The organism is Pseudomonas asiatica, from assembly GCF_009932335.1.
Taxonomy (GTDB): Bacteria; Pseudomonadota; Gammaproteobacteria; order Pseudomonadales; family Pseudomonadaceae; genus Aquipseudomonas; species Aquipseudomonas asiatica.
Genome location: NZ_BLJF01000001.1, coordinates 3,145,780 through 3,159,409, shown reverse-complemented (window position 1 = coordinate 3,159,409; position 13,630 = coordinate 3,145,780). Strand labels below are relative to the sequence as shown.

At 59.9% G+C, this 13,630-nt stretch carries 14 protein-coding genes; 5 read left to right on the top strand and 9 right to left on the bottom strand.

Translation table 11 applies throughout. The features are described from left to right. Positions 1–432: 432 nt before the first annotated feature. From GYA95_RS14570 to GYA95_RS14550, 5 genes are all read right to left on the bottom strand, one after another. Entirely contained in the window at positions 433–1,089 is a 657-nt protein-coding gene (locus GYA95_RS14570) for a hypothetical protein (RefSeq protein WP_232914264.1), read from the bottom strand. Between the two features lie 371 nt (positions 1,090–1,460). Beyond that, positions 1,461–2,753 (bottom strand): site-specific integrase, encoded by a 1,293-nt coding sequence (locus GYA95_RS14565; RefSeq protein WP_161551416.1) that lies wholly within the window; start codon positions 2,751–2,753, stop codon positions 1,461–1,463. A gap of 384 nt (positions 2,754–3,137) precedes the next feature. Further along, positions 3,138–3,695, bottom strand: coding sequence for a hypothetical protein (locus GYA95_RS14560; RefSeq protein ID WP_223997978.1), 558 nt, complete (start codon positions 3,693–3,695; stop codon positions 3,138–3,140). Positions 3,696–3,801: 106 nt separating this feature from the next. Continuing rightward, entirely contained in the window at positions 3,802–4,227 is a 426-nt protein-coding gene (locus GYA95_RS14555; protein ID WP_015271150.1) for a hypothetical protein, read from the bottom strand. Positions 4,228–4,364: 137 nt separating this feature from the next. Beyond that, a complete protein-coding gene (locus GYA95_RS14550; RefSeq protein ID WP_015271149.1) occupies positions 4,365–4,787 on the bottom strand; it encodes a helix-turn-helix domain-containing protein in 423 nt (140 codons plus the stop codon). 82 nt (positions 4,788–4,869) lie between these two features. Between GYA95_RS14550 and GYA95_RS14545 the strand changes: the two genes are divergently transcribed. Next, positions 4,870–5,358: a DUF2938 domain-containing protein gene (locus GYA95_RS14545; RefSeq protein ID WP_015271148.1), complete on the top strand. Its 489-nt coding sequence runs from the start codon at positions 4,870–4,872 to the stop codon at positions 5,356–5,358. Positions 5,359–5,745: 387 nt separating this feature from the next. Further along, positions 5,746–6,021: a hypothetical protein gene (locus tag GYA95_RS14540; RefSeq protein ID WP_013973508.1), complete on the top strand. Its 276-nt coding sequence runs from the start codon at positions 5,746–5,748 to the stop codon at positions 6,019–6,021. 181 nt (positions 6,022–6,202) lie between these two features. Here the strand turns inward: GYA95_RS14540 and GYA95_RS14535 are convergent, their stop codons facing one another. Beyond that, complete coding sequence (locus GYA95_RS14535; protein ID WP_015271147.1) at positions 6,203–6,970, bottom strand: substrate-binding periplasmic protein; 768 nt, start codon at positions 6,968–6,970, stop codon at positions 6,203–6,205. A 123-nt stretch (positions 6,971–7,093) separates the two neighbouring features. On the opposite strand from GYA95_RS14535, the gene dnaX reads away from it, so the two are divergent. The 3 genes from dnaX to recR all read left to right on the top strand — a co-directional run bounded on the left by dnaX (position 7,094) and on the right by recR (position 10,458). Then, positions 7,094–9,166 carry a DNA polymerase III subunit gamma/tau gene (dnaX, locus tag GYA95_RS14530; protein WP_161551415.1) on the top strand — a complete coding sequence of 691 codons (2,073 nt, stop codon included), beginning with the start codon at positions 7,094–7,096 and terminating at the stop codon, positions 9,164–9,166. Between the two features lie 64 nt (positions 9,167–9,230). Continuing rightward, positions 9,231–9,566, top strand: a complete 336-nt coding sequence (locus tag GYA95_RS14525) for a YbaB/EbfC family nucleoid-associated protein (RefSeq protein WP_003259671.1) — start codon at positions 9,231–9,233, stop codon at positions 9,564–9,566. Positions 9,567–9,855: 289 nt separating this feature from the next. Beyond that, entirely contained in the window at positions 9,856–10,458 is a 603-nt protein-coding gene (gene recR, locus GYA95_RS14520) for a recombination mediator RecR (RefSeq protein ID WP_003259670.1), read from the top strand. 144 nt (positions 10,459–10,602) lie between these two features. On the opposite strand, the gene GYA95_RS14515 is transcribed toward recR, so the two are convergent. The 3 genes from GYA95_RS14515 to hemN all read right to left on the bottom strand — a co-directional run bounded on the left by GYA95_RS14515 (position 10,603) and on the right by hemN (position 13,508). Beyond that, complete coding sequence (locus GYA95_RS14515; RefSeq protein WP_009683910.1) at positions 10,603–11,151, bottom strand: adenine phosphoribosyltransferase; 549 nt, start codon at positions 11,149–11,151, stop codon at positions 10,603–10,605. Between the two features lie 55 nt (positions 11,152–11,206). Then, positions 11,207–11,941, bottom strand: a complete 735-nt coding sequence (gene fnrA / locus GYA95_RS14510; RefSeq protein ID WP_015271145.1) for a Crp/Fnr family transcriptional regulator FnrA — start codon at positions 11,939–11,941, stop codon at positions 11,207–11,209. A gap of 184 nt (positions 11,942–12,125) precedes the next feature. After that, positions 12,126–13,508, bottom strand: a complete 1,383-nt coding sequence (gene hemN / locus GYA95_RS14505; RefSeq protein ID WP_015271144.1) for an oxygen-independent coproporphyrinogen III oxidase — start codon at positions 13,506–13,508, stop codon at positions 12,126–12,128. Positions 13,509–13,630: the final 122 nt, after the last annotated feature.

Here is a 13,630-nt window from a genome sequence, read left to right as displayed (position 1 = left end):
AAAACCCCCAACCTACTAATCCGTACTATCCACAGCTGACGCTGTCCCTGTGCACAACATCCGATCCGCAGGACTGAGTTTTGCACAATCAGAGCGTAGCTCTAGTGGCTGCTCGCAGTCTTGTTGTCCAACCATGTTCTTGGTTGGTTGGACTAGTACGCTTGGTTGTTAGGGTCAGCTAAAAATGGCATCTGTTTTCATTTGGGATAACTTTGTGGTTTGTTGTCCCGGTGTACGACCCATTGCTTGCGCAATAGGGGAAGGGGGTAGTACCTGAGTCAAAATCTACCCAGTGCAGAACTTTCTGCCCGAGAGTAGCCCTTGGGTAATGCGAGAAGATTCCTATCTATAATAAGAGTTCTTCAGATCCCTTGATTTTCTTGGCTTGCAAGGCATTTCTTGCGTAACTTTTCTAAAAAATCTACGCATGTGCTACGCAGCAACATTGAAAAAAGCACCACTCTGCATTGCAGATTCCGGTCTTGAAGGCAGCCCGTCTGTAGGGCGATACCAATCTTGAACGTACCGATCGCGGGCCTTGTCCGATCCTCTGAAAATCAATCGAGGGTTGATGGCAAGCTTGATCTCACCAGTGCGGATATTACCGCTTCGCGAGGTGGTGACGCGCAACAGGTTCGCCCCCGTCAGCACGTTCAATTTCTTCATCAGGTTTGATTCTTTAGTACCCAGTGCAAGCGCCAAATCGGCTTGCGTGGTGTAAATGACATTACGGTAAAGTACAAGTTGATGCAGTGCTTCCAGCAACCGCTGTTGAGGCAGTGTAACCCGGCAATCAACTCCAGTGCGAGACCACTCGCCCCTGCAGTGATCCACTGTATCTCTCAAACTGTGCAGAGTGTGGTCTGGCAGCTTGCGTCGATCAACGAATTTCAAATGGTGGTGAAAATCATCCATGCTTCGACAGTCGCGGAGGCTTGGTTGATGGTCGACAGAGCTGGAAAGTACTGATGGTTTATCATCGTAACCATGAATCTCCCCTGTGAGCTTGTCTATTACGAGACCGTCAACAGTGATCAGGTTTGTCGAGATGGTGGTGCTGGGGGAGTTTGAGGCGAGCGGGTACATCATGGGATTGGTCTCCTTTTCAAGTTAATCGCATAGGCATTCCTCTCAAGTTGTGCCGGTTGGGGTATTGGTAAATCGCAGGCGTTAAAAAGCCCCCTTGCAAGGCACCAATTCGGTGGTCGCGGTGGAGGCTTCTAAATTTTTTGTCTACCTACTGGGTAGGGGAGAATCATACTCTTTAGCAGGCTCATCTGTCAACTAATAATACTTGACAGGACGGATTTCCCGAAAAACCAATTTCAGGGAGAGAAACGCCTTTTGCTTAGTTCAGACCTCCCTTTTGCCCCGTAAACATTGGGTTTGGCGTGAAAGGCGGCTGGATATCATCCCGCTGAAGGGAAGGTTTACCGAGGTTATTGATGGGTTATTCGAGGTTATTTGATGTGCTTCATGGCCTCGATCATCGCCTTGATTGGCGTCCTGCTGCCGTAGATGCCAAAGGTCACGGAGCTATCTTCATGACCCACCATCCGCTTGATCAGTGAGTCTTGCACGCCAGCATCACGCAGGTCATCGATGAAGGTGTGGCGGAAGCTGTGGAAGGTTTTGCGCGGGTCGGTGATGCCGAGTTTCGTCTTGTAGCGTCCAAACCATTTAGATGCCGCGTGACCTCGTTTACCGCGTACTGCTTCAAGCTCGGGGAACAGGCGATCAGCTCCATCTGTCCTCACCGATTCAGCGTACTGCAACAATCCCAGCACAATCAGTGAAGGGTGCAGGGGAAGTACTCGGCGGCTGCTGGCATTCTTAAGGTTCTGGCCTTCACGGCTGTCGTCGATGCGGATGCACTGGACGCCCTGTTGCTCAATGAAGTCATCGACACGCAGTTGGCACAGTTCTTCCAGTCGTGCCCCAGTGGTTCGTCCAAGGAGTGGCAGCCAGTAACGCCACGGGTGTTTTCGGGCTTCTCTTCGCAGTACATCGTGGTTCAGCAGGGCATTTAGGTCGTGTCGTTCAAAAGACAGCCGGGCTTCCTTCGCTGATCCTGTCATCACTTTCATGCCCGTCAGTGGGTTGTCTGTGACGTACCCATTCGTTTTGCACCAGTTCAGGAAGGCAGTGAGCTTGCGTAGCCGATTGTTCACTGTGACAGCGGTAATGGTCTTGTAAGAACTTCCTGAGTCAACCACCTGCCTCAGCGTCTTTCCCTTGAACTCGGGGCGTAAGCCGAAATATTGCGGGGATAGGCTGAGCCGTTCCTTTAGAAGGCGTGCTTGGTGCGCATCGAAGGCTTTAGCGGGCATGTCACCCACCAACTCGAAAAGGTCTGATAAGGCTCGCTCGACTTCCTCGGTGCTGACCTGTCGCCATGTGCCTCCCCGTTTCCCTTCCTCTAAATAAAGCTTGGAGAGTGCAGCGAGGGTAGGGCTGTCGCTATTCCGTTTCGCTGAGACTGCCGTAGCGATCCGTGGAGCGGTTTGGATAGTGGGCGTGGGTGTAGAGTCCCGCCACTGTGAACACAGCGTACGAAGCGTCTGGAGGTCTGCAAAAGGGTGCTCGCTAAGGTGGTGATGCAACCGCTGCACCAGTGACGTGGCAATGAAGACGGCGCTTTGACGATGCCGTATGTTCAGGCTCAAACGCAAAGTGTTACACCTCGGGAATAGGTGCTTTGGCAGCTTGAGATTCAGGTAGTAGAGCGCCCCGCGCTTGATGATGTAGGCCATGGGTGTGACACCAAAGTGTTACAGGAAAGTGTGACAGTGCTGGCTACACCCAAGTTTTGAGCACCCATGCTGGGTGTGCGTACCGGTAGAACTCTGGTTGCCCCATCAGCCTGAAACCCTTGCCCCATAAGGTCTGCATTGATTACCAGCATGCTTGCATGCGACCTCGGCAGGCCCGGAAGGGAGCAGCCATAGCGGGAACATCGAGTGCCGGGGTGTGGCTGGTGGGGCCGCCTCCATTTCAGGTCCTTGAATTCTCAAGGATTTCTCGCTTTACCCAACTTCGCTCTGGTTTGGCCGCCAGTCCTGCCGCGACCGCGCCGATGCAGCGGAGTAGGCGCTGTCGTCCTACCCGCATCGAAAGCCGCTATCAGCAGGCGTTCATTACTTCAAAGAAACCTGTCTGGTCTCAAGTTTGAGTTCCTTCAGGCGCTTCAGCAGCGTGTTGATATTTGTGCGTGCCGAACCTTCATTGGCCAGGCGCAGGCGCTTGATCGCGATAACGGAGTCGCCAACGCCAGCGGTAAAGGGCGTCCTGATGATCTCTCGGAAAATTACGGTGTTTGTAGCGGACTCGGTCAACGTATATTCAGCCTCGCAGGTAACTTCGAAGTCCAGGCCAAAAATGGGTTGGTCGACGCGTAGCAGGTTGGCGCGCAGGGTGTAGGCGGCTGGTGCTTCGCCAAGCAGGTCAGCACTGGCAAGTGATTGTTTGAGTGCAGCGCCAAAGTCCGGGCCGTCGATTTCCGAAGTCCAGAGCGGGTTGGTGGCGTCTCCGCCATTTACTTCGGTTACCTGAATATTGCGATGCAGGCGTTGATCGTAAAACTGCGCATCGGTCTGGTCGGATGCCACGGACATTCCGGAGATTTGAGCAGGCGAAGCGCACCCTGTGCAAAGGGCAATAAATACCGAGACCAGAAACACACGGAAGTAGGTCACTTTAATAATCCTTGAGTGAGATGCCGGTAGTGCAAGACGAAAGCCATACATCGTGTATGGCTTCAACTATTGAAAGGCCGAGCGTCGCGCTGTGCGGCAGATGCCTTTACAGGTTGTATTTCTCATCGATTCTGCGTTTGTCGAGCGTGTAGCGCTTGAGGTCGATCGAGTCGGATTCCAGCTTGGCATCGAGTTCGTCCATGTCGTGCTTTTTCAGCGTTGCAACATGGGCTTTGGTGGCTTGGTAGTTGATCATCTCTGCAGCGTCATGCCCACTCACCGGGTCCCACAGAATGGAAAGCGGCCAGAACAGCAGGTTCACCACGCCAAAGCCATATGCACGACCATAGAACGAGCCGCCACCTGGAAGCAGGCCAAGGCCGGCAGCAAGCCCTGGGCTTTTTTCTTCAACCGCGAGGTTTCTGGCGCGATAGCTGGCAAGTTCCGACTCTTGGGCCGAATTGAGGCCGGTAGCACAACCAGTGGTCAGCGCTATCAGTGCGGCAGCGGTCAGATTTCGAATTGTGGACATGCAACATTTCCTGAGTGTGAGTACTGTTCTCGGCGCACGGCTGGGCGCGGAGGCGCGTAACTCTACACTGAGCAATGGCGTTTTGATATCGTATTGCCATTACTCTATTCAGATGATGAAGCATTCAGATGGTGGTTTTATCCTGGGCGCTTAAAGGTAGCTGTTGAACTGCCCTGTTTTTTCCCATGCCCTGCCGCCGACAGCTTCATCAGCCGCTGGAATTTCGGGCATTCCAGATGATCTTCCTCAGGGCACTGCGCCGCATGCCGCAGGCCTTTGCTCATTGCCTGCAAGCGCCTGATTCGTGCGTCCAGTTCGTCGGCCTTGGCGATCAGCATCTGCCGGTCGACCTGCAGGTCCACCAGCATCGCCCCCACTTCATCCAGCGAAAACCCCGCAGCCTGGCCCAGGGCGATCAGCGCCAGCCGGTCTGCAACATCGGCTGCGAACTGCCGCCGCTGGCCAGGCCCGGCGAGTGACTTGAGCAGGCCTTTCTTCTCGTAGTAGCGCAGCGTCGAGGCGGGTACGCCTGTGCGCTTGGCGACGTCGGCAATGTCCATTTCGGGCCCTTGACTTGAAGTTGACTTCAACTTCTATGCTGCGCGGCATGGTGATGACCGTCAATCTTGGAGGGCTTGTTCAATGACCTTTACTGCGATGTTTTCCGCTGCCTTGCCGATTGGTATCGGTGCCACGATGGTGATGGACTTGTGGGGGCTGCTGCTTAGGCGAATGGGTGTCGCCACGCTGAACTTCGCCATGGTCGGGCGTTGGGCGGGGCATTTGCTGCACGGGCGTGTGCGGCACCAGGCGATTGCCAAGGCGGAACCGGTGCGGCATGAGCTGGCGTTGGGGTGGGGGATTCATTACGCCATCGGCGTGCTGTTCGCGATGCTGCTGGTCATGATCGTGGGGGAGGGCTGGTTGCTGGCACCGACATTGTTGCCCGCGCTGGTTGTCGGTGTGGTGACGGTGGTGGCGCCTTTGTGTTTCATGCAGCCGGCGATGGGTGCGGGGTTCTTTGCGTCGAGGACGCCGACGCCTGTGCGCAACTGCCTGAAGAGCCTGGCCACGCATTTTGTGTTTGGCGTGGGGATGTTCTTGAGTGCGGGTTTGGTTGCGGCTGTGTGAGAGCGGCGAGGTGCAGGGCCTGAGGGGTGCGACACATTCCTCAAGACGAGCAGTCGGTAGCAATAATGCGATCTGCTTTCAGGATGCTTCCTACAGCTGTCAGGGCAATTTCCCGCTTTTGCTGTAGGAGGTGTCGAAATATCCTACGCACTCCGTCGACTCCCATCTGATTGTCCCGGGAATCACCGCCCACTAGGCTTTTGCGGTCGCTGTCGGTTCAGCGATCGGGTGTGGAAGCCTGGGGTGTGGTGGCTGTCGTCATGACAGTTGTACGTGGGAGGCCTCCGGCCTGCCGGGCTCACCATACCCCTGGTCTTCCACCCCGCGTACAACTGTCGCCCTACGTGTGGAAGCGAAAGGGTGTTCTCAGCCCGGTATGGTGAACCCATGAAAAAACTGGTCCCCGATCCACCCCACGTTTTCGAGCTTCCCCAAGGTAAATCCCTTTCCCGCGCCATCAGCGAAGGCATCGTGCCGATGGAGTTCGCGTTGATGAATGTCACCCACTACCTGATGTTTGCCTATAGCGACAGCCGGCGTGCGCTGGAGCGTATCCAGGACGAGGAGACGCGGCAGTTGCTGGAGCACGGGTTGCGGGCCATGCAGATTGCCTGGGGGCAGGCGGATGCTGTGGCACTGGCAGTTGAGCGTAGAAGCCAGTGAAGTCGGCCTTGGAGTAAGTAGAGATAGCAGGGATATCAATTAACCCTGTGGGAGCGGGTTGACCCGCGAAGAACGCGACGCGATGGATGGCACCGGCTTTGCCGGTGTTCGCGGGTGAACCCGCTCCCACAGCGGTCGTGCAAGCTTCGGGCGGGTTTGTCTTTCATCAGGTATGCGTGGCTCAGGGGCGAGCCACAGACATGGGTTCTTGGTTGGCCATCCCCCCATACCGCTGCACCATCCGCTCGATCTCCCCCGACTGCTTCATTCGCACCAGCGCCCGCAGCAGCTCTTGGGTCGGTATCGCCGGGTCATTGCGTACCATGCACCCCAGGTCCTGTTCTTCCAGTACTGCCAGCGCCTGCAATTGCTGTTCGGTGGGCAGGCCCTGGTTGAACCACTGCAACGACAGCTGGTTGCTTACCGCATGCCGATAGCGCCCGGCTTGCAGCTTCTGCAGCACCAGCAACTGGCTGCGGCTGTCCTCGCGGTGCAGGCGGCCCTGGTCGAGCAGCGGTTGCAAGGTCGAATAGGTGTAGCCAAGCACTGTGCCGATGGTCTGGGCAGGCAGTTGTTCCGGGGGCAGCGGAGTACTGTCGCCAGCGCGGCCTACCAGCAGGTCTCGCTGGTGCAGCAGTGGAATGCTCCAGACAAAATCCCCTGGCCGGTCATTGAACCACTGGGTGCTGACATAGCAGCGCACATCGATATCACCGCTGTTCATCGCCTCCTGCAGGCGCAGGCGGGCCATGACGTGGTATTCAGGGCGGATGCCCACTTCCTTGGCCAAGGCATGCATCAGGTCGTACAGCATGCCTTCCACCGGCTGGTCGCCTTCGATGCGCACCAGCGGCATGCTCCAGCTCTCGGCGACAGAAAAACGCACCACGGGCTGTTCAGCCTGGTTATAGGTGCTCCACAGCAGCAACAGGGCCAGCAGTGTTCGCAAAGGCAATCCTCCCTGGATGGCGCGCCAGTTTCAAAGCTTAGACGACTTGCGCAGGGTGCAATTTTGCCCCCGCTCCGCTAGCATTAGCGATCTTCCGCTCGATCAGGCTGCGATGGTTTTTCGATGAGTTATCAGGTTCTTGCACGTAAATGGCGTCCGCGCTCGTTCCGCGAAATGGTCGGCCAGACCCATGTGCTCAAGGCCTTGATCAATGCCTTGGACAACCAGCGCCTGCACCATGCCTATCTGTTCACTGGTACCCGGGGTGTGGGCAAGACCACCATTGCCCGTATCATCGCCAAGTGCCTGAACTGCGAAACCGGCATCACCTCCACGCCCTGCGGCACCTGCTCGGTGTGCCGGGAGATCGACGAAGGCCGTTTCGTCGACCTGATCGAGATCGACGCCGCCAGCCGCACCAAGGTCGAGGACACCCGCGAACTGCTCGATAACGTGCAGTACGCGCCGAGCCGTGGGCGCTTCAAGGTCTACCTGATCGACGAAGTGCACATGCTCTCGACTCACTCGTTCAACGCCTTGCTCAAGACGCTGGAAGAGCCACCGCCCTACGTCAAGTTCATCCTCGCCACCACTGACCCGCAGAAACTGCCGGCCACCATCCTGTCGCGCTGCCTGCAGTTCTCGCTGAAGAACATGAGCCCGGAGCGGGTGGTCGAGCACCTCAGCCATGTTCTGGCCGCCGAGAACGTGCCGTTCGAGCCGGATGCCCTGTGGCTGCTGGGGTGCGCGGCCGATGGTTCGATGCGCGACGCCATGAGCCTGACCGACCAGGCCATCGCCTTTGGCGAAGGCAAGGTGCTGGCCGCCGATGTGCGGGCCATGCTCGGCAGCCTTGATCATGGCCAAGTCTACGGGGTGCTGCAGGCGCTGCTCGAAGGCGATGCCCGGGCCTTGCTCGAGGCCGTGCGCAACCTGGCCGAGCAGGGGCCGGACTGGGCTGGCGTGCTGGCCGAGATGCTCAATGTGCTGCACCGCGTGGCCATTGCCCAGGCGCTGCCGGAAGCGGTGGACAACGGCCAGGGCGACCGTGAGCGGGTGCTGGCACTGGCCTCGGCATTGCCAGCCGAGGACGTGCAGTTCTATTACCAGATGGGCCTGATCGGCCGCCGTGACCTGCCACTTGCGCCGGACCCGCGCGGCGGTTTCGAAATGGTCCTGCTGCGCATGCTGGCGTTCCGCCCCGCCGACACCGACGACGCGCCGAAGCCGGTACTAAAGCCAATGGGGATCAGCCAGGCCACAGCTGATCCTGCAACACCGGTGGCAGCGCCGGCGGTTGCCGTGGCGCCGCCGGCCGCTGCTGTCGTGGCGCCGGTTGCACCGGTTGCCGAGCAACAAGTGCAGGCGCCCGCACCGGTCGAACCAGCGCCACAGCCGGTTGTCGAGCCTGTGGTGGCAGCTGAGCCTGCCCCGGTCAGTGAACCTGAGCCAGCACCAGAACCCGTGGCAGAGGTGGTTGACCTGCCATGGGAAGAGCCTGCGCCAACGCCCGCACCGGTAGTGGCCGAGCCTGCGCCGGCTCCTGCACCGGCCGCTGCGCCCACGCCGGCACCTGCCGCCCCGGCGCACGACGACGAGCCACCCTTCGACCCGTCCGCCTATGCCGCCGTGGGCATGGATCGCGACGACGAACCGCCCCTGGACGAGGACTATTACGGCGGCGAAAGCGACCCGGTCGGCTTCAGCTACCTGGACGAACTGGCCGAACACGTCCAGGAAGAAGCACCCAAGCCGGCAGCCGAACCGCTGCCCGCAGCCAAGCCGGCCACCGGCCTGGCCCTGCAATGGCTGGAATTATTCCCACAGTTGCCTGTATCCGGGATGACAGGCAACATCGCGGCAAACTGTACGTTGATTGCCGTCGATGGCGACGACTGGCTGCTGCACCTGGACCCTGGCCAGGGGGCGCTGTTCAACGCCACCCAGCAACGGCGCCTTAACGAAGCGCTCAACCAGCACCTGGGGCGCACGCTGAACCTGCGCATCGAGTTGATCCTGCCCGAGCAGGAAACCCCGGCCCAGGCGGCGGCGCGCAAACGCGCCGAGCGCCAGCAGGACGCAGTCACCTCGATCGAGCAGGATCCGTTGATCCAGCAGATGATCAAGTTGTTCGGCGCCAAGGTGCGGCAGGATACTATTGAGCCTGTAGAAGCCCTGGTTAATCAGGGCCAGTAACGGATAACCATGCGGCCGGCCCGGTGCCGGGCCGCATCACATGACCCAATCGAGGTATACCCCCATGATGAAAGGTGGCATGGCCGGCCTGATGAAGCAGGCCCAGCAGATGCAGGAAAAGATGCAGAAGATGCAGGAAGAGCTGGCCAACGCCGAAGTCACCGGCCAGTCCGGTGGTGGCCTGGTGAGCGTGGTGATGACCGGTCGTCACGACGTCAAGCGTGTCAGCATCGACCAGAGCCTGATGTCGACTGATGAAGACGACAAGGAAGTGCTGGAAGACCTGATCGCTGCGGCACTGAACGACGCGGTGCGCAAGGTCGAGCAGAACAGCCAGGACAAGATGGGCAGCATGACCGCCGGCATGCAGCTGCCGCCGGGCTTCAAGATGCCGTTCTAAGGGCATTTGCGTTACCGAAAACCGCCGCTGATACCAGCGGCGGTTTTTTGTGCGTTCCTGCAGCCTGCGCGGTCTTTGTAGGAGCGGCCTTGTGTCGCGAAAGGGCTGCGCAGCAGCCCCGGCAATCCATGCTGAGAAGCTGATAACCTGGGGCCGCTTCGCGCCCCATCGCGACACAAGGCCGCTCCTACAGGGACCGCGCAAGCCTTGCGATGTGCGCATGGCTGATTTGACGCCACTGCCCCCGCTGGGTATAAACCGCCTCTTATTGATTTGTCAGGCCTTTCCCATGAGCTTCAGCCCACTCATCCGCCAACTGATCGACGCCCTGCGTATTCTCCCGGGTGTTGGCCAGAAAACCGCCCAGCGCATGGCCCTGCAACTGCTCGAGCGTGACCGTAGCGGTGGCCTGCGCCTGGCACAGGCCTTGACCCAGGCCATGGAAGGGGTTGGGCATTGCCGTCAGTGCCGTACCCTGACCGAGCAGGAGCTGTGCCCGCAATGCGCCGACACGCGCCGTGACGATACCCAGTTGTGTGTGGTCGAAGGGCCGACCGATGTGTATGCAGTGGAGCAGACCGGCTACCGTGGTCGCTACTTCGTGCTCAAGGGCCACTTGTCGCCGCTGGACGGGCTGGGGCCCGAGGCGATCGGGATTCCGCAGCTGATGGCGCGGATTGAGGAGCAGGGCACCTTCACCGAGGTGATCCTGGCAACCAACCCGACGGTGGAAGGGGAGGCGACGGCGCATTACATTGCCCAGTTGCTGAGCGAGAAGGGCCTGGTGGCGTCGCGGATTGCCCATGGCGTGCCGCTGGGTGGCGAGCTGGAGTTGGTGGATGGTGGAACCTTGGCCCATGCGTTTGCAGGGCGTCGGCCGATTTCGCTCTGATTCAGAATTGTTGGGGCCGCTTTGCGCCCCATTCGCGGCACAAGGCCGCTCCTACAGGGGCCGCGTAATTTTCGGATATTTCGCGATCCCTGTAGGAGCGGCCTTGTGCCGCGAATGGGCTGCAAAGCAGCCCCAAAACCCAACTCAGTACTCGCTAAGAGAAAACTCGGTCAGGCAGAAAGTCGGTACCCCGGCCGCCTGCAGCCGGCGCGACCCGTCCAGCTCCGGCAGATCGATGATCGCCGCCGCCTCGAACACCTGCGCACCGGTCCGGCGCACCAGGTTGGCCGCTGCCAGCAGCGTACCGCCCGTAGCAATCAGGTCATCGAAGATCAACACCGAATCCCCTTCGCACAGGCTGTCGGCATGCACTTCCAGGAAGGCTTCGCCGTACTCGGTCTGGTAACCCTCGCTCAGCACATCAGCCGGCAGCTTGCCTTGCTTGCGGAACAGGATCAGCGGCTTGTTCAGTTGGTGTGCGATGATCGAGCCGATCAGGAAGCCCCGGGCATCCATGGCACCGATGTGGCTGAACTCGGCTTCGACGTAGCGCTCGATGAACTGGTCGGCTACATAGCGCAGCCCGCGCGGCGACTGGAACAGCGGGGTGATATCGCGGAAGATCACGCCCGGTTTGGGGAAGTCCACTACCGGGCGGATCAGGGCTTTGAGGTCGAAGGCGTCGCTGTGCATTGTTGCGGGTATCCTGGGAAAACGAATGCCCAAGTATACCCGCTAAACGCCGGCCTCAGGCCTCCATTGCTCCACCGGCCAGCGCGCACAGCTGGATCGGGTCGAGAATGTGCACTTCCTTGCCTTCGGCACGGATCAGGCCATTCTGCTGGAAGCGGGTGAACACCCGTGACACGGTTTCCACCGCCAGGCCCAGGTAGTTGCCGATTTCGTTGCGCGACATGCTCAGGCGGAACTGGTTGGCCGAATAGCCGCGGGCGCGGAAGCGTGCCGACAGGTTGACCAGGAAGGTGGCAATACGCTCGTCGGCGGTCTTTTTCGACAGCAGCAGCATCATCTGCTGGTCGTCGCGGATTTCCCGGCTCATTACCCGCATCAGTTGGCGGCGTAGCTGCGGTAGCTGCACCGACAGCTCGTCGAGGCGTTCGAACGGGATTTCGCACACCGAGGTAGTTTCCTGGGCCTGGGCCGACACCGGGTAGGCTTCGGTGTCCATGCCCGACAGGCCGACCAGCTCGCTGGGCAGGTGGAAGCCGGTGATCTGCTCTTCGCCGCTGTCGCTGAGGCTGAAGGTTTTCAGCGCGCCGGAACGTACCGCGTAGACCGAGCCGAAATTGTCGCCCTGGCGGAACAGAAACTCGCCTTTTTTCAACGGCCGCCCACGTTTGACGATTTCATCCAGTGCATCCATGTCTTCCAGGTTGAGCGACAGAGGCAGGCACAGGGGGGCCAGGCTGCAGTCCTTGCAATGGGCCTGGTTGTGTGGGCGCAGTTTGACTGGCTCGGACATTTTCATTCGATCCTTGTGGGAAAGCACACATAAGACGTAAGGGTAACTCACGGCATAGGTTGTAGGCCAGCGTGCGCTGTTGTGGTGCGAGCTGGCCCGGCCCCGGCGGGTGTGCGCCGGGGCCTTCGCTGTGCCCATGGTGTGCCTGGCAAGGAACTTTGTCCATGCGGTTGAACGACTCGGTTCAGATCACCCGCGAGAAGCGCTGGCGGTTGTGCATCGCCAGGTAGGCGTCGAACACCATGCATACCGAGCGCGCCAGCAGGCGGCCGGCCGGCAGGATGCGGATGCCTTTGTCATCCAGGCGGATCAGGCCGTCGCGCTGCAAGGTCAGCAGTTCTGGCCAGAGGTCGTTGAAGTAGCCGCGAAAATCAATGGTGAATGCCTGTTCGATCGGCTCGAAATCGAGCTCGAAATGGCAGATCAGTTGCTGGATCACTGCACGGCGGATGCGGTCGTCGTGGTTGCACAGCAGGCCGCGCTGGGTGGCCAACTGGGCGTTGGACAGGCTGTCCTGGTAGGTGTTGAGGTCGCTGCTGTTCTGGCAGTACAGGTCGCCGATCTGGCTGATGGCCGACACGCCCAGGCCGATCAGGTCGCAGTGCCCATGGGTGGTGTAGCCCTGGAAGTTGCGCTGCAGGGTGCCTTCTTCCTGGGCGATGGCCAGCTCGTCGTCGGGCAGGGCGAAGTGGTCCATGCCGATGTAGCGGTAGCCGGCGGCGGTCAGCTGGTCGATGGTGGCGTGCAGCATCTCCAGCTTGGCGGCCGCGCTGGGCAGGTCATTGCTGTCGATGCGCCGTTGCGGCATGAAGCGTTCGGGCAGGTGGGCGTAGTTGAACACCGACAGGCGGTCGGGTTGCAGGCGGATCACTTCTTCGACAGTGCGGGCAAAGCCTTCCGGGGTTTGCTTGGGCAGGCCGTAGATCAGGTCGAGGTTGATCGAGCGGAACTGCAGGGTGCGCGCGGCTTCGATCAGGGTGCGGGTCTGCTCCAGGCTCTGCAGGCGGTTGACCGCGCGCTGCACGGCTGGGTCGAGGTCCTGCACGCCCAGGCTGACGCGGTTGAAGCCCAGTTCGCGGAGCAGGCCCATGGTCGACCAGTCGGCTTCGCGCGGGTCGATCTCGATGCCGTAGTCACCGGAGTCGTCGTCCAGCAGGTGGAAGTGCTGGCGCAGGGTGGCCATCAGCTGGCGCAGTTCCACATGGCTGAGGAAGGTTGGCGTGCCGCCGCCGAAGTGCAACTGCTCGACACGCTGCTTGGGATCGAGGTGGCAGGCGATCAGCTGGATTTCCTGCTCCAGGCGCTGCAGGTAGGGCGCAGCGCGGGCGCGGTCCTTGGTGATGACCTTGTTGCAGGCGCAGTAGTAGCAGATGTTGGCGCAGAACGGCACGTGCACGTACAGCGACAGCGGGCGCACGGCCCGACGGCTCTCGCGCAGGGCGTGGAGCAGGTCGAACGAGCCCACTTCGCTGTGCAGTTGCACGGCGGTCGGGTAGGAGGTGTAGCGTGGCCCGGCCAGGTCGTAGCGGCGGATCAGGTCGGTATCCCAACGTAGGTCGTCGAGCATGAGGGTGGTCCCCGGAAAGAGCAGCAGTGCCCCGGAGTCTATGGCCGTCTGTAGGAATCTGTGTTGATTTGTATCAAGAGCATAGGGGCTGCTCTGCAGCCCTTCGCGGGCTTGCCCGCTCC

Excerpts from the sequence above, each read along its gene's own strand:
- GYA95_RS14570 (WP_232914264.1), bottom strand. The coding sequence starts at position 1,089 with ATGATGTACCCGCTCGCCTCAAACTCCCCCAGCACCACCATCTCGACA.
- GYA95_RS14565 (WP_161551416.1), bottom strand. The coding sequence starts at position 2,753 with ATGGCCTACATCATCAAGCGCGGGGCGCTCTACTACCTGAATCTCAAG.
- GYA95_RS14555 (WP_015271150.1), bottom strand. The coding sequence starts at position 4,227 with ATGTCCACAATTCGAAATCTGACCGCTGCCGCACTGATAGCGCTGACC.
- GYA95_RS14550 (WP_015271149.1), bottom strand. The coding sequence starts at position 4,787 with ATGGACATTGCCGACGTCGCCAAGCGCACAGGCGTACCCGCCTCGACG.
- GYA95_RS14545 (WP_015271148.1), top strand. The coding sequence starts at position 4,870 with ATGACCTTTACTGCGATGTTTTCCGCTGCCTTGCCGATTGGTATCGGT.
- GYA95_RS14540 (WP_013973508.1), top strand. The coding sequence starts at position 5,746 with ATGAAAAAACTGGTCCCCGATCCACCCCACGTTTTCGAGCTTCCCCAA.
- dnaX (WP_161551415.1), top strand. The coding sequence starts at position 7,094 with ATGAGTTATCAGGTTCTTGCACGTAAATGGCGTCCGCGCTCGTTCCGC.
- GYA95_RS14525 (WP_003259671.1), top strand. The coding sequence starts at position 9,231 with ATGATGAAAGGTGGCATGGCCGGCCTGATGAAGCAGGCCCAGCAGATG.
- recR (WP_003259670.1), top strand. The coding sequence starts at position 9,856 with ATGAGCTTCAGCCCACTCATCCGCCAACTGATCGACGCCCTGCGTATT.
- GYA95_RS14515 (WP_009683910.1), bottom strand. The coding sequence starts at position 11,151 with ATGCACAGCGACGCCTTCGACCTCAAAGCCCTGATCCGCCCGGTAGTG.
- fnrA (WP_015271145.1), bottom strand. The coding sequence starts at position 11,941 with ATGTCCGAGCCAGTCAAACTGCGCCCACACAACCAGGCCCATTGCAAG.
- hemN (WP_015271144.1), bottom strand. The coding sequence starts at position 13,508 with ATGCTCGACGACCTACGTTGGGATACCGACCTGATCCGCCGCTACGAC.